The following is a 17,360-nucleotide window of genomic DNA, read 5'->3' as shown; positions in this document are numbered from 1 at the left end:
GGGGACGGCCCGGGTGTCGAATTTTATCCACAGCCGCGTCACCCCACGGATACATCAAGCGGATACGACAGGAGCGCTCGGCATGGCGCAGAAGACTTCGGAGAAGGGACTCGCCGGCGCCGTCGCGCCGGTGGTGACAGAGCCCGGCAGAGTTCGCAACGTGGTGCTGGTGGGTCACTCCGGCGCCGGGAAGACGACCTTGGTGGAGGCGCTGCTCGCCGCCACCGGCACGATCCCGCGCACCGGCAGCGTGACGGACGGCACCACGGTCACCGATCACGACCCGGCCGCGGTCCGGCAGCAACGCTCGGTGGCGCTGGCCTGCGCCCCGCTCGTGCACCGGGACGTGAAGATCAACCTATTGGACGCACCGGGGTACGCCGACTTCGTCGGTGAGCTGCGGGCCGGGCTGCGCGCGGCGGACGCGGCGCTGTTCGTGGTCTCGGCGGTGGACGGTGTCGACGAGTCGACCGTCACCCTCTGGGAGGAATGTGCCGCGGTCGGCATGCCGCGCGCCGTCGCGATCACCCGGCTGGACCACCCGCGCGCCGACTACGAGGCGGCGCTGCAGGACTGCCAGGAGGCGTTCGGCGAGAACGTGCTGCCGACCTACCAACCCATGCTCGGCGACGACGGCCAGTCGGTGGTCGGCCTGATCGGCCTGGTCACGCTGCGGGTGCTCGACTACTCGCAGGGCTACCCGCCGCGGATCGGCGAGGCCGAGCCGGAGCACCTGAACCCGATCGCCGACGACCGCAACACGCTCATCGAGGGGATCATCGCGGAGAGCGAGGACGAGACCCTGATGGACCGGTACATCGCCGGTGAGCTGATCGACACCGCGGCGCTGCTGCCCGACCTGCACCAGGCGGTCGCCCAGGGCAACTTCCACCCGGTCATCCCGGTCTGCGCGGGCACCGGCGTCGGGCTGGACGCGCTGCTCGACGGCCTGGTCGACGCCGCGCCGTCGCCGCTGGAGCACGACCTGCCGGTGGTCACCGGCGTGGACGGCTCGCCGCGCTCCCCGCTGACCTGCGACCCGGACGGCCCGCTGGTGGCCGAGGTGGTGCGCACCACGATCGACCGGCACGTCGGCCGGGTCTCGCTGGTCCGGGTCTTCTCCGGCACGCTGCGCCCCGACCAGGTGCTGCACGTCTCCGGGCACGGCCTGACCGGGCGCGGGCACCCGGACCACGACGCCGACGAGCGGGTCGCGCACGTCTACGCCCCGCTGGGCGCGCAGCTGCGCGAGGTGCCGTACGCGATCGCCGGCGACCTCTGCGCGATCACCAAGTCGGGCAGCGCCGAGACCGGTGACACGCTCTCCGGCAAGGACGACCCGATGCTGATGACGCCGTGGTCGATGCCCGAGCCGCTGCTGCCGATCGCGGTGGTCGCCAAGACCCGCTCGGACGAGGACTCGCTGGCCAAGAACCTGGCCCGGCTGGTGGCCGGCGACCCGACGCTGCGCCTGGAGCGCAACCCGGAGACCCACCAGCAGGTGCTCTGGACGATGGGCGAGTCGCACGCCGACGTGGTGCTGGAGCGGCTCCGGGCCGGCGGTGTCGAGCTGGACACCGAGCCGGTGAAGGTGGCGCTGCGGGAGACGTTCGGCGGCCCGGCCAAGGGGCACGGCCGGCACGTCAAGCAGTCCGGCGGCCATGGCCAGTACGCGGTCTGCGACATCGAGGTGGAGCCGCTCCCCCGCGGCGCCGGCTTCGAGTTCGTCGACCGGGTGGTCGGCGGCGCGGTGCCGCACAACTACATCCCGTCGGTGGAGAAGGGGGTCCGCGCCCAGCTGGAGAAGGGCATCGTCGCCGGATACCCGGTGGTCGACCTGCGGGTCACCCTCTTCGACGGCAAGTCGCACAGCGTGGACTCCTCGGACGCGGCGTTCCAGACCGCCGGGGCGCTGGCCCTGCGCGAGGCCGCCGCGGCCGGCCAGGTGACGCTGCTGGAGCCGGTGGACGAGGTGCTGGTGCGGGTGCCGGACACCTACGTCGGCGCGGTGATGAGCGATCTCTCCGGCCGCCGTGGCCGGCCACTGGGCACGGACACCGAGGACGACGGCGGGCACAGCCTGGTCCGGGCCGAGGTCCCGGCGGCGGAGCTCGTCCGGTACGCGGTGGAGCTGCGCGCCCTGTCCTCCGGGTCGGGCACGTTCTCCCGGTCGTACGTCCGGCACGAGCCGATGCCCCCGCACCTGGCCGACGTGGTCACCAAGGAGCACGCCCGGTAGGGAACCGCCGCGGTCAGGGAGCCGGCCACGCCTTCGCCAGCATCAGCCGGGTGTCGGCGAGCAGCTGCGGCAGGATCTTGGTCTGACCGATCACCGGCATGAAGTTGGCGTCGCCGCCCCACCTCGGCACCACGTGCTGGTGCAGGTGGGCGGCGATCCCGGCGCCGGCCACCGAGCCCTGGTTCATGCCCAGGTTGAAGCCGTGCGGGCGGCTCACCGTCCGGATCACCCGCATCGCCGTGCGGGTGAACGCGGCCACCTCGGCCGTCTCGGCGTCGGTGAGGTCGGTGTAGTCCGCCACGTGCCGGTACGGGCAGACCATCAGGTGACCGGGGTTGTACGGGTACAGGTTCAGCACCGCGAAGACCAGCTCACCGCGCGCCACCAGCAGGGTGTCCGGCTCGGGCACCGCCGGCGCCAGGCAGAACGGGCAGCCCGGCGGCTTCTGTTCGCCGGTGACGTACGCCATCCGGTGCGGAGTCCAGAGCCGTTCCAGGCCGTCCGGCTCACCCGTCGCATCCACGATCGCATCCTATGCGGTGGCGCTCTCCGCATCCGCGTGCACGTGATAGCGGCCGCCGCCGTTCCGCTTGGCCACGTACATCGCGGTGTCCGCGTCCCGCAGCACGTCGTCGGCGCCCTGCCCGGGCCCGGACAGCGCGATCCCGATGCTCGCCGGGGTACGCACCACGTGCCCGGCCACCGTCATCGGCAGGTTCAGCGCCCGGACCACCCGCCCGGCGATCACCAGCGCGCCGGCCGGCTCGTTCAGGTCCTCGGCCAGGATGACGAACTCGTCGCCGCCCAGCCGGGCCACCGTGTCCTCGGTCCGGACACACGTCCGCAGCCGGTCCGCCACGATCTGCAGCACCGCGTCACCGACGTCGTGCCCGTACGTGTCGTTCACCGGCTTGAACCCGTTCAGGTCCAGCAGCAGCACCCCGATCCGCCGGTCGGTACGCCGGGCCCGGGCCAGCGACGCGGTCAGCCGGTCCCAGAGCAGCGCCCGGTTGCCCAGCCCGGTGAGCATGTCGTGCATCGCGCGCCGGGTCAGCTCGGCGGTCAGCGCCACGCTGTCCAGCGCCAGCGACACCTGGGTGCGCAGCGTCTGCAGGGACTTGATCACGTCGGCGGGCAGTTCCCGCTCCGCGCCGACCTGCAGGGTGCCGAAGAACCGGCCGCCGTTGAGCAGCGGCAGCAGCAGGATCGGCCGGTCGCCGAGGGTGTCCAGCCCGACCACCCCGAGCGCGCCGAGCGTGGTCCCGGAGATCACCTCACCGCTCGCCAGCCGGGCCAGCAGCGGGCGCGGCACCGCGTCGCTGGGCAGCCGGAACCCGGCCACCGTCGCGGCGCCGTCACCGGCGGCGTGCAGCACGGTCCAGTGGTCCGGTTCGCCGGGTGTCACGCTGACGATCACGGCCCGCCCGCCCGGGCAGTCCGCGACCAGCGCCGCCGCGGCGCTCGCCGCCAGCCGCTGCACCTGCGCCGCGTCGTTCGTGGTGAGCAGCCCGGTGCCGAGGTCGTTGAGGATCTGCTCACGGGTCATCGCCTGGCGCAGCGCGCTCAGGCTGGCGTCCACCCGGACCAGCAGCCGGGTGTTGTCCCGCAGCCCGATCACCTGCCGCAGCACGACCAGCCCGGTGAGCAGGATCGAGCCGGCGACCACCGGCCAGGACCGCCCGGACAGGCCGCCGAGCAGGGCCCCGATCAGCAGCGCGCAGGCCGCGGTGATCGCCAGGTAGGGCACCAGGCTGGTCGGCCGGTGCCCGGTCGCCTCCTCGGGCGCCGCGACGCCCTCGGCGGCCACCGTCCGCAGCTGCGCCGCACCGGCCGCGATGATCAGCCCGGCGAACAGCATCCAGACGGCCAGCGTCCAGTGCTGCTCGTCCTCGGCCAGCACCCGCTGGCAGACCGGGACCACCACGTTGCAGCCGGCGGCCAGGCCGGACCAGAGCAGCGAGCGCCGGCCCACCTGGACCGGGCCGCCGAGCACCAGGCGGGCGATGGCGAAGAGCACGACGAGCACGCCGCACGTCTTGACCATGACCAGGGCCGGCACGAGGCCGCCGTGGCCGAGCAGGTGCGGGTAGATCAGGAAGTACCAGACGAAGAGCATCCCGGCGACCTGCACGATCGCCACGTCCAGGGCCAGCCGGGCGTTGCTCGCCGACCAGCGCGCGCGGATCGGCACGGTCAGCAGGCCGGCCAGCACGAGCAGCATCACGGTGATGTCGCCGAGCCAGACCACCGGGCTCGGCGACGGGTACCGGTGGTCGCCGGTGACCAGCATGTAGCCCAGCGCCCAGCCGGTGGCCGCGGTCATCACCGTCCAGCCCAGCGCGGTGAGCGTGGAGTACCGCCGGGCGCCGGACAGCCGGGTGCGGCGGGCCGCCCGCCAGCACAGCGCGGCCGCGGCGGCGGAGAGCAGCGGTGCGCTGACCCGGTAGCCGGTGACCTGCAACGTCCAGCCGCCGAGGTCGGCCACCAGCAGCAGGATCCCGATCACGACCGGGATCTGCAGCAGCCGGTACCTCATGAGATCTCCGCCAGCGCGTGCACGTGGTAGCGGCCGCCGCCCTGGCGCTTGGCCACGTACATCGCGGTGTCCGCCTCGCGCAGCACGTCGTCGGTCCCGCTGCCCGGTACGGAGAGGGTGATGCCGATGCTGGCCGGGGTGCGCAGGGTGTTCCCCCGTACGGTCACCGGCTCGTTGAGCGCCTCGATGATCCGTTCGGCGATCACCAGCACGTCACCGGGCTCGCGCAGGTCCTCGGTGACCACCACGAACTCGTCGCCGCCGAGCCGGGCCACGGTGTCCTCGGTGCGCACACACGTCCGCAGCCGGTCGGCCACCTCCTTGAGCAGGGTGTCCCCGGCGTCGTGGCCGAACGTGTCGTTGACCGCCTTGAAGCCGTTCAGGTCGAGCAGCAGCACCCCGACCGGCCGCTGGGTCCGGCGGGACCGGGCCAGCGCACCGGTGAGCCGGTCCCGCAGCAGCGCCCGGTTGCCCAGCTCGGTGAGCATGTCGTACATCGCCCGGCGGGTCAGCTCGGCGGTCAACGCCACCCCGGCCAGGGCCAGCGACACCTGGGTACGCAGCGTCTCCAGCGACTTGACCAGCTCGTCGGGCAGCTCGTCGTCGGTGGTCACACCGATCGACCCGAACGCACGGTCCCCGCTGAGCAGCGCCAGCACCGCCGGTGGCCGGCTCTCCGGGAGGTCCGGCCCGGTGGTGTGCACGACGGTCCCGTCCGGGTCCCGGATCACCACCCGGGGGTTGGCACAGCCGTCGAGCAGCGCGACCGCCGCGTCCGCGGCCAGCCGGTGCACCTCGGCGACCTCGGTGCTGCCGAGCATCGCGGTGCCCAGGTCGCTGAGCACGTGTTCCCGGACCATCGCCTGGCGCAGGGCGATCATGCCCACGTCGACCTGTTGCAGCAGCCGCTGGTTGTCCCGCAGCCCGATGATCTGGTGCACCACCACCAGGGTGGTCAGCGCCACCGCCAGAGGGAGCGTGACCAGGGTTCCGACGCCGACCGCGTGCAGCACGAAACAGACGGCGGCCAGGGCGTACCCGGCCAGCGCCAGCCTCGGCGTCCGGAACTGCATGCAAACCCCGTCTCCCGCCGCCGCCCGAAGCGGAGGCACCGCCACCGCGAAATGCGGAGGCTCTACCGCCGTTACGTCGGTCGGCGGGAGGCGGAGCTGAGATCAGACCGCGGACGGCCCGGTGTTAACTCGGGAGCGAACGATCTCGGCCACGTGCGCGACGGCCTCGTCGAGCGAGACGCCGTTGCGCTGCGAGCCGTCCCGGTAGCGGAACGACACGGTGCCGCCGTTGACGTCGTCGTCGCCGGCGATCGCCATGAACGGGATCTTCTGCTGCTGCGCGGTACGGATCTTCTTCTGCATCCGGTCGCTGGAGTAGTCGACCTCGGCCCGGATCCCCGCCGCCTTGAGCTTCTCGATGAACGAGGCCAGGTAGTCGGCGTGGTCGTCACGGATCGGGATGCCGACCACCTGCACCGGCGCCAGCCAGGCCGGGAACGCGCCGGCGTAGTGCTCGACCAGCACGCCGAAGAACCGCTCCAGCGAGCCGAACTTCGCCGAGTGGATCATCACCGGCTCCTGCCGGGTGCCGTCGGCGGCCTGGAACTCCAGACCGAACCGGGACGGCATGTTGAAGTCGTACTGGATCGTCGACATCTGCCAGGTGCGGCCGATCGCGTCCTTCGCCTGGACGCTGATCTTCGGGCCGTAGAACGCCGCGCCACCCGGGTCGAGCACCAGCTCGAGGCCGGACTCGGTCGCCACGTCCTCGAGGACCTTGGTGGCCGTCTCCCACTGCTCGTCCGTACCGATGAACTTGTCGCTCTTCGGGTCCCGGGTCGACAGCTCGAGGTAGTAGTCGTCCAGGCCGAAGTCGTCGAGCAGCGAGCGCACGAAGTTCAGCAGGTGCTTGATCTCGCCGGGCGCCTGCTCGGCGGTGACGTAGGAGTGCGAGTCGTCCTGGGTCAGGCCGCGCACCCGGGTCAGGCCGTGCACCACGCCGGACTTCTCGTAGCGGTAGACCGTGCCGAACTCGAACAGGCGCATCGGCAGCTCACGGTAGGACCGCCCGCGCGACCTGAAGATCAGGTTGTGCATCGGGCAGTTCATCGCCTTGAGGTAGTAGTTCGCCCCCTCGAGCTCCATCGGCGGGAACATCGTGTCCTTGTAGTAGGGCAGGTGTCCCGACGTCTGGAAGAGGTTCTCCTTGCTGATGTGCGGGGTACCGACGTACTGGAAGCCCTCCTCGATGTGGCGGGCCCGGACGTAGTCCTCCATCTCCCGCTTGATCACCCCACCCTTCGGGTGGAAGACCACGAGGCCCGACCCGATTTCATCGGGGAAGGAGAACAGGTCCAGTTCGCTGCCCAGCTTGCGGTGGTCGCGGCGCTCGGCTTCGGCAAGACGGTTCAGGTACGCCTTGAGCTCGTCCCGCGACGGCCACGCCGTGCCGTAGACCCGCTGCAGCTGCGGGTTCTTCTCGCTGCCCCGCCAGTACGCGGCGGCCGAGCGCATCAGCTTGAACGCCGGGATCAGCCGCGTCGACGGCAGGTGCGGCCCGCGGCACAGGTCGCCCCAGACCCGGTTGCCGTCCTTGTCGATGTTGTCGTAGTGGGTCAGCTCGCCCGCACCGACCTCAACAGAGACATCGGACTCGTCGACTGCGACATCTGACCCCTTGATGTCGACCAGCTCGAGCTTGAACGGCTCGGCGTGCAGCTCGGCCTTGGCCTCGTCGAGGGAGGAGTACTCCCGGCGGCGGAACGTCTGACCGGCCTTGACGATCTCCTGCATCCGCTTCTCGAGCTTCGTCAGGTCCTCCGGCTGGAACGGCTTCTCGACGTCGAAGTCGTAGTAGAAACCGTCCCGGATCGGCGGGCCGATGCCGAGCTTGGCGGCCGGGAAGATGTCCTGCACGGCCTGGGCCAGCACGTGCGCGGCCGAGTGGCGCAGCACGTCGAGGCCGTCCGGCTCGTCGATACCGACCGGGGTGACCGCGGCGTCGGCGTCCGGCGTCCAGGTCAGGTCACGCAGCCGGCCGTCGGCGTCGCGCACCACGACGACCGCCCTCGGACCGTGCACCGGGAGCCCGGCGGCGGCCACCGCGTCGGCCGCCGTCGTCCCGGCCGGGACGACTAGGGGGTCGGCCGCCGCGGGCGTACGGGGTGCAGACACGGTGATCTCCATTCAGAAGGTGATGTAGGCGTCCTGATGCTATCCGCCGGTGATTCAGTCACTGCTCTCGGCGGCCAGCCACGCCGGTAGCGGCTCGCGCCCGGCCAGCCACGCGCCGGGGATCCCGGCGGTCCCGGTGTACGCCGCCACCACTCCCCCGGCGATCGCCGCGGTGGTGTCCACGTCCCCGCCGGCCACCACGCACGCCGCCACGGCCGCCGGGAAGTCGTCCAGATAACGGTCGGCGACCCAGAGCGCGAACGGCACGGTGTCCTGCGCGGTCGCCTGCCCGCCGTTGCCCAGCCGTTCGGCCGCCTCCTGGACGCCGCCGCGCCAGGCCGCCGCCGTGGTCAGCCCGTCCCGGACCACGCTCGGCGCGGTGTGCGCCGCCGCGGCCAGCAGTGTGCGCCCCGGGTCGGGCCGGTGGCCGTTGAGCCGGGCGGCCGCCGCGAACGCCGCGGCCACGGTCACCGCGACCCCGCCGGCGATGCCCTCCGGGTGCGCGTGGGTCACCTCGGCGGCCCGGCTGCCCTGCGCCGCGGCCCGGGCCAGCGAGTCGGCGTGCCAGGCGCCCAGCGGGGCGGCCCGCATCGCCGCGCCGTTGCCGCAGGAACCCTGTCCGTCGAAGGCCGCGGCCGCCGCGATCGGCCAGGGCAGGCCCTCGCGGATCTGGCGCAGCATCACCACCGCGCCGGGGCCGTACCCGCGGTAGGGCTCGAAGCGGCGGCCGAGCAGGTCGGCGAACCCGTCCCGGTCGAAGTCGCCGTCACCGAGCGTCGCGACCAGGCAGCACGCCTGCTCGGTGTCGTCGGTCCAGTCCCAGGGCGGGTCGGGTGTCCGGGCGTCGAGCAGGTCGGCGGGATGATTTCCGGGCACGAAGTACTGCGCTCCGAGGGCGTCGCCGACGCTGAGGCCGGCCAGGCTGTCCAGCGCCAAGTCCCGGCGCGTACGGGGAAAAAGAGTGAATGACATCGGTACTTCGGATCGTATTCCATCACTGACTGTCATCAAAGCATCTCGTTCCATGACCCTTTAGGTTTCGCCCGTCGGAGCCAGTACGGTCTTCGCATGGCCACGGTATTGCTCGTCGAAGACGATCATGTCGTGCGTGGCGCCATGCTTCGTTCGCTCGCCGACCGGGGGCATGCCGTGCACGCCGTCGGCACCGCGCTCGAGGCGCTCCGCCGGGTCGCCGCGGAGACGCCCGACCTGGTGGTCCTCGATCTCGGGCTGCCCGACCTGGACGGGTCGGACGCGCTGCGGATGCTGCGCGGGATCACCGACGTGCCGATCATCATCGCCACCGCGCGCGACGACGAGCAGACCGTCGTGCGGCTGCTCCGGGCCGGCGCCGACGACTACATGGTCAAGCCGTTCACCGGCGCCCATCTGGACGCCCGGATCTCCACGGTGCTGCGCCGGGTCGGCCGCGCCAGCCGCGCCGCCCAGCCCGCCGTGCACGAGGTCGGCGAGCTGCGGGTGGACATCGGCGAGCGGAGCGCGGTGCTCGGCGACCAGACGCTGGCGCTGACCCGCAAGGAGTTCGACCTGCTGGCGTACCTCGCCGCCCGTCCGGGCCGAGTGGTTTCCCGTCGTGAGCTGTTGGAGGAGGTATGGCGACAGCCGTCGGTCGGCGAGGACCAGACCATCGACGTGCATTTGTACTGGCTCCGCCGGAAACTGGGCGAGTCCGCGGCGAAGCCCCGCTACCTGCGCACCGTGCGGGGGGTCGGATTCCGGTTGGTGGCGCCGGACTGAGGTTGCGGCTGGCGTACACGACCGCCGCCACCACCGCGGTCGCCGCGCTGGTCTTCCTCGTCCCGCTGGGCTGGGGGCTGCGCTCCGACCATCGGGAGCAGGCCCTGGCCGACGCGACCCGGTCCACCTCCACGGTGGCCGGCGCGATCGTCGCCGGCGCCGGGCAGAAGGGTGTCGCCGCCGCGGTCGCCGCGGCCGGTGACGTCGTCGTGCACACCCCGGGCCTGGCGCCCGGTGACGGCGGACGGGTGTCCGGCCGGCAGGTCGACCTGGCCGCGACCGCGACCGAGGCGAGCGTCGTCGACGTCCCCGGCGGTGTGGCGCGCCTGCAGCCGGTCACCGCGGGCGGCAAGTCCTACGTGATCGAGGCGTTCGTGCCGGACTCCGCGCTGGGCGAGAACACCGCCCGCGACTGGTGGCTGCTGCTCGGGCTGGCGATAGTGCTCGTCGGCGGCTCGGTGATAGTGGTCGACCGGCTGGCCCGGGGCGCTGTCGACTCGGCCAACAACCTGGTCGCCGCGGCGCTCGCGGTCGGCGACGGCGACCTCGGCGTCCGCATCCAGCCGTCCGGCCCGCGCGAGCTGGCCGAGGCCGGGTACGCGTTCAACCGGATGGCCGACCGGCTGGTCTCGGCGCGCACCGACGAGCGGGAGTTCGTCGCCGACCTGTCACACCGGCTGCGCACCCCGCTGACCGCGCTGCGCCTGGACGCCGAGGCGCTCGACCCGGACGACACCCAGATCATCGACCTCTCCGCGGCCGAGGTGGACCGGCGGCGGGGTATCCGGCGCATCCGGCAGGCCATCGCGTCCCTCGACGACGAGGTCAACCAGCTGATCAACACCACCCGGCAAGCGGTCGCCGCGCAGGTGGCGGCCACCCCCGAGGAGGGCCTGTGCGACGCCAGCGAGGTGGTCCGGGAACGCATGACCTTCTGGTCGGCGCTGGCCGGCGACCAGGACCGGCAGTACCGTGTGGTCGGCGCGCAGATGCGCATCCCGGTGCCGGTGCCCCGGGCCGAGCTGGCCGCCGCGCTGGACGCGGTGCTCGGCAACGTGTTCCGGTACACCCCGCAGGGCACGTCGTTCGAGGTGGCGCTGTCGCGCCGGGACGGCTGGGTGGCGCTGCGGGTCGACGACGCCGGACCGGGCATCCCGGACCCGGAGCAGGCGCTGCGCCGGGGTCAGAGCCAGCAGGGCTCGACCGGCCTGGGCCTGAACATCGCCCATCGGCTGACCCAGTCCACCGGCGGGTCGGTCAGCCTGGACCGCGCCGCGATGGGCGGGGCCAGCGTGGTGATGCTGATCGCCGACGCGGAGGCCGCCCCCAAGGCGGCGAACCGGTTCGGCCTGGTCGGACGGGGCCGGTTGACACGTGACCGGGAGTCCGGCCGCCGCCGAGGACAGCAAACGTAGTTAGCGCAAGCCCCCTGACGGACTCCTCCCCCAGACGGAACAAGAGTTGCTTAGATCTGTTTTAAGAGTGTTCCCCTGGCTCTTCCGGCCTGGCAGTGTTCCCTCCGATCCCATCCGGCTCCCCGAGCCGCTCACCGCAGCACGTCCCCATCGCCGCGGCCGGCGGAGTCACCGCGTGGTGGGGGGCGGGCACCCCATGGCCCCCTCCCACCGCGTCCCCGCTCGACGCGTTACCGCACGACGAGGAGACGCTTTGCCCGCGCATCGCCGGTCAGCGTTCCGTGGGTCGCCCGAGGGGCGGCGCCGCGCCGAGACCGACAAGCCGCGGAAGTCACGCTCAGCAACCAGCCGAATGCTTCCGGTGGCGCTCGGCATCGCCCTGCTCGGGGTCGGTGGCGTGGTCGGGCCCAGCGTGATCGGCCACTCGTCCGCTCCGGACCCGGGCGCGTTCCAGCTCACCGCGCTGCCCAAGGACGCCCCCGACGAGGGCCTGGTCTACGACGGGCTGAAGCCGGTGGCGGCCGACGCGCTGTGCTCCGGGTCGTACGTGGTGCTCGACGAGACCTGCACGCACGGTCCGGACGCGGCACCCACCGGCCTGTCCGTCCGTAAGGACGTCGCACCGGTCACCGCCGCCACCAAGCTGCCCGGCACCGTCCGGGTGGTCCAGCCGGTGGTCGTCCCGCCGGACGCCGAGATCGCCCGCGACCTGGGCGGCAGCGCGCTGACCCCGGAGGCGCCGGCGCTGATCCCGGACCCGGCGCCCGGCAACGCCGACTTCGTGCTCGGCCGCGACGGAGTGGCCTGCGAGAGCGACGGGCAGAGCGGCCGCCGGGTGCAGATGCTCTATCTGTACGCGGCCGGCACCGCCACCCGCTACAACACGTTCGTCAACTCGTTCCGCACCTGGGCCGGCGGCGTCGACGCGATCTTCGACGCCAGCGCGGGTGAGACCGGCGGCTCCCGGCACGTGCGGTACGTGACGACGCCGGAGTGCACGGTCGCGGTCGCCGAGGTGGAGCTGCCGCCCGGGTCGCTCGATTCGTTCACCGGCACCGTCAAGGCGCTCGGCGCTCTCGGGTACAACCGCACCGACCGCAAGTACCTGATGTTCGCCGACGCGAACGTCTACTGCGGCATCGCCACCTACGTCGACGACAAGCGCCCGGGGCGGACCAACCGCAACAACGGCGGCCCGTCCTACTCCCGGGTCGACTCCGGCTGCTGGAGCTCGGCGGTGGCGGCTCGCGAGCTGACCCACGCGCTCGGCGCGGTGCTCAACGGCGCGCCGAACGGCACCGGCGCGGGCGGCTGCCTGGACGACTACGACCTGCTCTGCGGCCCGGACCGGTCCGGGCGGCCGGTCCGGCAGTCCTGCCCGAAGACGCACGAGGTGCGCCTGGACTGCGGCCACGACGACTACTTCAACACCAACCCGAAGCCGGGCAGCTACCTGGACCAGAACTGGAACGTCGCACTCAGCGACTTCCTGCTGCGCTCGGACGGTGGCGACGACATCCCGGACGTCCCGGGCGCGGTGCAACCCGCACCGGGTGAGAGCGTCGACCCCGCGGCGGCCGGTGACCCGGCCCAGCCCGACCCGGCTGCGGCCGGCGGGACGCCGGCACCGAGCGCCGAGGCTCAGGACGGCAGCGGCGACGCCCCGGCCCTGCCCAGCACCGCGCCGAGCACCTCGGCGCCGGCCGATCCGCTGCCCGGCGCCAGCTCCGGCTCGCCGTCGCCGCTGGTCACCGAGCCGGCCGCCTATCAGCCCCGCACCGAGAACGGCTCCGGCGACCAGGACGCCGGCGCACCGCAGCCGCCGACCGGCGGCGACGGCGTGCAGGCGGCGCTGGAGATCCGCGACGCCACCAGCCTGTCGGTCCGGCTGACCTGGAGCGCCGCGTCCGACGACGCGAAGTACGAGGTCTCGGTGGACGGCAAGCCGGTGGCCACCACCAAGGCGACCCGGGCGCGGCTGATCGGCCTGAAGCCGGACGCCACGTACCGTGTGGAGATCAAGAGCGCGACGCTCGGCTACCACGCGACCGGCTCGGCGCGGACCGCTCCGGCGGCCCGCCCGGTGGAGAACTCGTGGTTCGTGCTGACGAACTCGCTCACCGGTGGCGCCGCCGAGCTCTACGCGGCCCGCGCCGCCGACGGCACCCCGGCCACGCTGGGTCCGGCCGACGGCGGCAACCAGCAGCAGTGGCAGCTCGTCCCGGCCGGCGCGGCCGGTAGTTACACGCTGGTCTCCCGGGCCAGCGGCAAGTGCCTGATGCCGCTGGGTGGCACTCCGGTGGCCGGCGCGCCACTGGTGCAGGGTGACTGTGCCAGCGCCGGCGGCAGCCACTGGCGGCTGCAGGCGTCCGACTACGGCTTCACCCTGCGTACCGAGACCGGCGACCTCACCATCGGCGTCGGCAGCCAGCGGTACGGCTGGCACCGGGTGCTGGCTCTCGAGCCGGACACCGGGCAGCGGCACCAGAGCTGGACCGCGGCGCCGGCCTGACGCCGTTCATCGACGAGGAGAGAAGAAGACGATGCCTGATCTGCTGAGTAGGCCGGAGACCGAGCCGGAGGAGGATCCGGCCCGGTTCAACCGGCGTCGGATGGTGCGCTGGCTGGCCATTCTCACCGTCGGTACGGTGGTGATCCTGGCCTGCCTGCAGGAGCCGCTCTACCCGTAGTTCTCGTGGTACGCGTCGATCTCGGCGAGCAGCTCGGCCTTGCCGGCGTCGGATCGGAAGCTGTGCCGGACGGCGTCCCGGGCCAGCTCGGCCACGCCGGCCGTGTCCAGGCCGAGCAGGCCGGCGGCGACCGCGTACTCCTGCTCCAGCGTGGTGCCGAACATCGGCGGGTCGTCCGAGTTCACGCTGATCGGCACGCCGGCCGCGACGAGCCGCCCGATCGGGTGCTCGGCCAGGTCGGCGACCGCTCGGGTACGCAGGTTGGAGGTCGGGCAGACCTCCAGCGGGATCTGGTGCTCGGCCAGGTAGGCCATCAGCCGCTCGTCCTGCGCGGCCGCGATGCCGTGCCCGATCCGTTCGGCGCCCAGCTCCCGGATGGCGTCCCAGATCGTCTCCGGGCCGGTGGTCTCCCCTGCGTGCGGCACGCTGTGCAGCCCGGCCGCCCGCGCCTTGTCGAAGTACGGCTTGAACTGCGGTCGCGGCACCCCGATCTCGGGCCCGCCGAGTCCGAAACTGACCAGCCCGTCCGGCCGCTCCTCGAGGGCGATCCGGAGCGTCTCCTCGGCCGACGGCAGCCCGGCCTCGCCCGGGATGTCGAAGCACCACGCCAGCTCCAGGCCGAAGTCGCGGCGGGCGCCGGCTCGGGCGTCCTCGATCGCCTCGCAGAACGCCGGCGCCGGGATGCCCCGCCGCACGCTGGAGTACGGCGTGACGGTCAGCTCCGCGTACCGCACCTGCTGGCGGCTGAGCTCCCGGGCGATCTCGTAGGTCAGCAGGCGGATGTCCTCGGCGTCCCGGATCAGGTCGACCACGCTCAGGTAGACCTCGATGAAGTGCGCGAAGTCGTGGAACTCGAAATACTTCTCGAGCGCCGCCGGGTCGGTCGGCACCGGCGAGCTGCCCTCGTGCCGGGCGGCCAGCTCGGCCACGATCCGCGGGGAGGCCGAGCCCACGTGGTGCACGTGCAACTCGGCCTTCGGCAGGCCGGCGATGAACGACGTCAGATCCGTCAAGTGGTTCCCCCTAAATAGAAGCCACCACGAAGATACGGCGGAACGGAAACGCCACGCGGCCGTGTCGCACCGGATACGCCGGTGCCAGCCGCCCGCGCAGCGCGGTGCGGAAGTCGGCCCAGGCCGGCTCGGTCAGCGCCGCCCGGACCGGTCGCAGCGCGGTGCCCTCCATCCAGCGCAGCACCGGGTGCTCCGCGCCGTCGTCGGGCAGCAGGTGCAGGTACGTGGTCTCCCAGGCGTCGACCGTGGCGCCGGGACCGGCACCGGCCAGCAGGTCGGCGTAGTCGGCCGGGTCGTCCACCGGCGACTCGCGCAGCACACCGGCCACCCCGAACTCCTCGGCGACGGCGCGCAGCAGCCGGTGCGAGGGCGCGCCGAAGTTGCCCGGCACCTGCACGGCCAGCCAGGCGCCGGACGGCAGCTCGGTCACCCAGCGGGCGAGCATCTGCTGGTGGCCGGGCACCCACTGGAGCGCGGCATTGGTGACCACCACGTCGGTGTCCGGGCCGGGACGCCAGCCGGCGATGTCACCGAGCCGGAAGTCCACGCCACCGGGCTCGGCGGCCGCCTTCTCGATCATCTCGGGCGAGGAGTCGATCCCGGTCACCCGGGCCTGCGGCCAGCGCTCGGCCAGGGTCCGGGTCAGCTCACCGGGGCCGCAGCCCAGGTCGGTCACCGCCCGCGGCCCGGTCGCGCCGATCCGGGCGACCAGGTCGGCGAACGGGCGGGAGCGCTCGTTGCCGAAGCGGCGGTAGACGGTCGGGTCCCACATGGCGGCCTCCTGTGCAAACCGTACGTACGTTTTGTTTGACCCTAGCAGGCAGGCGGTAGGGTCTCCACGTGGAAAATCGAAGCTTTCGCCGGATCGGTCGCGACGCCTCGGTGATCGGCCTGGGCGCCTGGCAGCTCGGCGCCGACTGGGGCGACGTCAGCGAGGCCGACGCGCACGCCACCCTGCAGGCCGCGGTCGACGCCGGGGTCACCTTCATCGACACCGCCGACGTGTACGGCGACGGCCGCAGCGAGCAGATCGTCGGCTCGTTCGTCAAGGACAAGCCGGGTCTCACGGTCGCCACCAAGATGGGCCGGCGGCTCCCCCAGGAGCCGGCGAACTATCACCTGGACAACTTCCGGGCCTGGACCGACCGCTCCCGCGCCAACCTCGGGGTGGACACTCTCGACCTGGTGCAGCTGCACTGCCCGCCGACCGCGGTGTTCAGCAGCGACGAGGTCTTCGACGGCCTGGACACGCTGGTCCAGGAAAAGCGGATCGCCGCGTACGGCGTGAGCGTCGAGAAGGTCGACGAGGCACTCACCGCGATCGCCCGTCCCGGCGTGGCCAGCGTCCAGATCATCCTGAACGCGTTCCGCCTCAAGCCCCTCGAGCGGGTGCTCCCGGCCGCGGCCGAGGCCGGCGTGGGTATCATCGCCCGGGTCCCGCTCGCCAGCGGCCTGCTCTCCGGGCGGTACGACGAGAACACCGCGTTCGCCGCCGACGACCACCGCAACTACAACCGGCACGGCGAGTCCTTCGACGTCGGCGAGACGTTCTCCGGTGTGGACTTCTCGACCGGCCTGGAGGCGGTTCGCCGGCTGCGTCCGGCCGTTCCGGCGGGCGCCACGATGGCGCAATTCGCACTGCGCTGGATCATCGATCAGCCGGCGGTCACCGTGGTGATCCCGGGTGCGCGTAATCCCGACCAAGCGCGCGCCAACGCGCACGCCGCCGAACTGTCGCCGCTTTCGCCGGAAACCCGGGAATTGATCACCGCGGTCTACGATGAGCTGATTCGCCCCCAGGTGCACGACAAATGGTGAACAATGAAAGCGAATCCCCGGCTGAGGTCCCCCGGTTGCACGGCTGGCTGATGATGTCGTTCGGTCTGCTCGGCCTGGTACTGGGCACGGTGTGGATCCTGCAGGGTCTGAACCTGTTCGAGAACGAGCTGATGAGCGATCAGCCCGCGTGGGCCGCCGCCGGCGGCGCGCTGGCCCTGGCCGGTCTGGTGCTCGTGGTGATCGGCAAACGGCGGCGCGAGAGCGCCCGCCCGACCGCCTGACCCGGGTTGACCGGGGGCAACCAAAAGCGGCCCCGCAACCCTCGTCGAGGGTGCGGGGCCACGGTCAGGCCGACCTCCGCCAGGCGGTCAGCGTGCCGGCCTCGCGGCCGGCGGATTGGTCTCAGAGCGGGCGGACCTGCTCCGCCTGAGGGCCCTTCTGGCCCTGGGCGATCTCGAACTCCACCCGCTGGTTCTCCTCCAGAGAGCGGTAGCCGCTCGTCTGGATGGCCGAGAAGTGGACGAACACGTCAGCACCCCCGCCATCGACGGTGATGAAGCCGAAGCCCTTGTCTGCGTTGAACCACTTCACGGTTCCTTGCGCCATGCTGAACTCTCCTTCTGAAAATGCCGGCCCGCCCTACGCGGCAGCGGAGCGCGGGGCCGATGACCGTTTTCGAGCAGCGGCACCTCGAGGCGGCCCTTTCAGAGGACGTCCCGTCCGTCCGGCGTTGCGACACCTG

General features: G+C 72.4%; 15 protein-coding genes. 7 read left to right on the top strand and 8 right to left on the bottom strand.

Annotated features, from left to right (window positions below; all coding sequences use genetic code 11):
* Positions 1–82: 82 nt before the first annotated feature.
* Positions 83–2,239 (top strand): elongation factor G-like protein EF-G2, encoded by a 2,157-nt coding sequence (locus Apa02nite_RS19930; RefSeq protein WP_203826314.1) that lies wholly within the window; start codon positions 83–85, stop codon positions 2,237–2,239.
* 13 nt (positions 2,240–2,252) lie between these two features.
* Here Apa02nite_RS19930 and Apa02nite_RS19925 read toward each other — a convergent pair whose 3' ends face one another.
* The 5 genes from Apa02nite_RS19925 to Apa02nite_RS19905 form a co-directional block, all read right to left on the bottom strand.
* Positions 2,253–2,708 (bottom strand): HIT family protein, encoded by a 456-nt coding sequence (locus tag Apa02nite_RS19925; RefSeq protein ID WP_203826424.1) that lies wholly within the window; start codon positions 2,706–2,708, stop codon positions 2,253–2,255.
* A gap of 63 nt (positions 2,709–2,771) precedes the next feature.
* Positions 2,772–4,775 carry a GGDEF domain-containing protein gene (locus tag Apa02nite_RS19920; RefSeq protein ID WP_203826313.1) on the bottom strand — a complete coding sequence of 668 codons (2,004 nt, stop codon included), beginning with the start codon at positions 4,773–4,775 and terminating at the stop codon, positions 2,772–2,774.
* Positions 4,772–5,848, bottom strand: coding sequence for a GGDEF domain-containing protein (locus Apa02nite_RS19915; protein WP_203826312.1), 1,077 nt, complete (start codon positions 5,846–5,848; stop codon positions 4,772–4,774). The genes Apa02nite_RS19920 and Apa02nite_RS19915 overlap by 4 nt, the downstream gene beginning before the upstream one ends.
* A gap of 102 nt (positions 5,849–5,950) precedes the next feature.
* Positions 5,951–7,963, bottom strand: coding sequence for a threonine--tRNA ligase (gene thrS / locus Apa02nite_RS19910; RefSeq protein WP_203826311.1), 2,013 nt, complete (start codon positions 7,961–7,963; stop codon positions 5,951–5,953).
* Between the two features lie 54 nt (positions 7,964–8,017).
* The gene (locus tag Apa02nite_RS19905; RefSeq protein ID WP_203826310.1) at positions 8,018–8,935 is read right to left on the bottom strand and encodes an ADP-ribosylglycohydrolase family protein; all 918 of its coding nucleotides are present in this window, start codon (positions 8,933–8,935) and stop codon (positions 8,018–8,020) included.
* 96 nt (positions 8,936–9,031) lie between these two features.
* On the opposite strand from Apa02nite_RS19905, the gene Apa02nite_RS19900 reads away from it, so the two are divergent.
* The 4 genes from Apa02nite_RS19900 to Apa02nite_RS19885 all read left to right on the top strand — a co-directional run bounded on the left by Apa02nite_RS19900 (position 9,032) and on the right by Apa02nite_RS19885 (position 13,826).
* The gene (locus Apa02nite_RS19900) at positions 9,032–9,721 is read left to right on the top strand and encodes a response regulator transcription factor (RefSeq protein WP_067700963.1); all 690 of its coding nucleotides are present in this window, start codon (positions 9,032–9,034) and stop codon (positions 9,719–9,721) included.
* 2 nt (positions 9,722–9,723) lie between these two features.
* Positions 9,724–11,136, top strand: a complete 1,413-nt coding sequence (locus Apa02nite_RS19895) for a HAMP domain-containing sensor histidine kinase (protein WP_203826309.1) — start codon at positions 9,724–9,726, stop codon at positions 11,134–11,136.
* Positions 11,137–11,488: 352 nt separating this feature from the next.
* Positions 11,489–13,648, top strand: a complete 2,160-nt coding sequence (locus Apa02nite_RS19890; protein WP_239164422.1) for an RICIN domain-containing protein — start codon at positions 11,489–11,491, stop codon at positions 13,646–13,648.
* A gap of 31 nt (positions 13,649–13,679) precedes the next feature.
* Positions 13,680–13,826, top strand: coding sequence for a hypothetical protein (locus Apa02nite_RS19885; RefSeq protein WP_198171156.1), 147 nt, complete (start codon positions 13,680–13,682; stop codon positions 13,824–13,826).
* On the opposite strand, the gene Apa02nite_RS19880 is transcribed toward Apa02nite_RS19885, so the two are convergent.
* Together Apa02nite_RS19880 and Apa02nite_RS19875 are read right to left on the bottom strand one after the other, a co-directional pair.
* Entirely contained in the window at positions 13,817–14,839 is a 1,023-nt protein-coding gene (locus Apa02nite_RS19880) for an adenosine deaminase (RefSeq protein WP_203826308.1), read from the bottom strand. The two genes, Apa02nite_RS19885 and Apa02nite_RS19880, sit on opposite strands and share 10 nt — an antisense overlap.
* 10 nt (positions 14,840–14,849) lie before the next feature.
* Positions 14,850–15,611: a trans-aconitate 2-methyltransferase gene (locus Apa02nite_RS19875; protein ID WP_203826307.1), complete on the bottom strand. Its 762-nt coding sequence runs from the start codon at positions 15,609–15,611 to the stop codon at positions 14,850–14,852.
* 68 nt (positions 15,612–15,679) lie between these two features.
* Here Apa02nite_RS19875 and Apa02nite_RS19870 point away from each other — a divergent pair, with 68 nt between their 5' ends.
* Both Apa02nite_RS19870 and Apa02nite_RS19865 read left to right on the top strand, forming a co-directional pair.
* Positions 15,680–16,657: an aldo/keto reductase gene (locus Apa02nite_RS19870; protein ID WP_203826306.1), complete on the top strand. Its 978-nt coding sequence runs from the start codon at positions 15,680–15,682 to the stop codon at positions 16,655–16,657.
* Positions 16,651–16,899, top strand: a complete 249-nt coding sequence (locus tag Apa02nite_RS19865) for a hypothetical protein (RefSeq protein ID WP_203826305.1) — start codon at positions 16,651–16,653, stop codon at positions 16,897–16,899. Before Apa02nite_RS19870 ends, Apa02nite_RS19865 begins: the two co-directional genes overlap by 7 nt.
* 121 nt (positions 16,900–17,020) lie before the next feature.
* Here Apa02nite_RS19865 and Apa02nite_RS19860 read toward each other — a convergent pair whose 3' ends face one another.
* The gene (locus Apa02nite_RS19860) at positions 17,021–17,224 is read right to left on the bottom strand and encodes a cold-shock protein (protein ID WP_007458127.1); all 204 of its coding nucleotides are present in this window, start codon (positions 17,222–17,224) and stop codon (positions 17,021–17,023) included.
* Positions 17,225–17,360: the final 136 nt, after the last annotated feature.

Source organism: Actinoplanes palleronii (assembly GCF_016862315.1).
GTDB lineage: Bacteria > Actinomycetota > Actinomycetes > Mycobacteriales > Micromonosporaceae > Actinoplanes > Actinoplanes palleronii.
This window is presented reverse-complemented; position numbering and strand designations above follow the sequence as displayed.

Excerpts from the sequence above, each read along its gene's own strand:
- Apa02nite_RS19885 (WP_198171156.1), top strand. The coding sequence starts at position 13,680 with ATGCCTGATCTGCTGAGTAGGCCGGAGACCGAGCCGGAGGAGGATCCG.
- Apa02nite_RS19890 (WP_239164422.1), top strand. The coding sequence starts at position 11,489 with ATGCTTCCGGTGGCGCTCGGCATCGCCCTGCTCGGGGTCGGTGGCGTG.
- Apa02nite_RS19915 (WP_203826312.1), bottom strand. The coding sequence starts at position 5,848 with ATGCAGTTCCGGACGCCGAGGCTGGCGCTGGCCGGGTACGCCCTGGCC.
- Apa02nite_RS19930 (WP_203826314.1), top strand. The coding sequence starts at position 83 with ATGGCGCAGAAGACTTCGGAGAAGGGACTCGCCGGCGCCGTCGCGCCG.
- Apa02nite_RS19905 (WP_203826310.1), bottom strand. The coding sequence starts at position 8,935 with ATGTCATTCACTCTTTTTCCCCGTACGCGCCGGGACTTGGCGCTGGAC.
- Apa02nite_RS19865 (WP_203826305.1), top strand. The coding sequence starts at position 16,651 with ATGGTGAACAATGAAAGCGAATCCCCGGCTGAGGTCCCCCGGTTGCAC.
- Apa02nite_RS19900 (WP_067700963.1), top strand. The coding sequence starts at position 9,032 with ATGGCCACGGTATTGCTCGTCGAAGACGATCATGTCGTGCGTGGCGCC.
- Apa02nite_RS19860 (WP_007458127.1), bottom strand. The coding sequence starts at position 17,224 with ATGGCGCAAGGAACCGTGAAGTGGTTCAACGCAGACAAGGGCTTCGGC.
- Apa02nite_RS19925 (WP_203826424.1), bottom strand. The coding sequence starts at position 2,708 with ATGGCGTACGTCACCGGCGAACAGAAGCCGCCGGGCTGCCCGTTCTGC.
- Apa02nite_RS19920 (WP_203826313.1), bottom strand. The coding sequence starts at position 4,775 with ATGAGGTACCGGCTGCTGCAGATCCCGGTCGTGATCGGGATCCTGCTG.
- Apa02nite_RS19875 (WP_203826307.1), bottom strand. The coding sequence starts at position 15,611 with ATGTGGGACCCGACCGTCTACCGCCGCTTCGGCAACGAGCGCTCCCGC.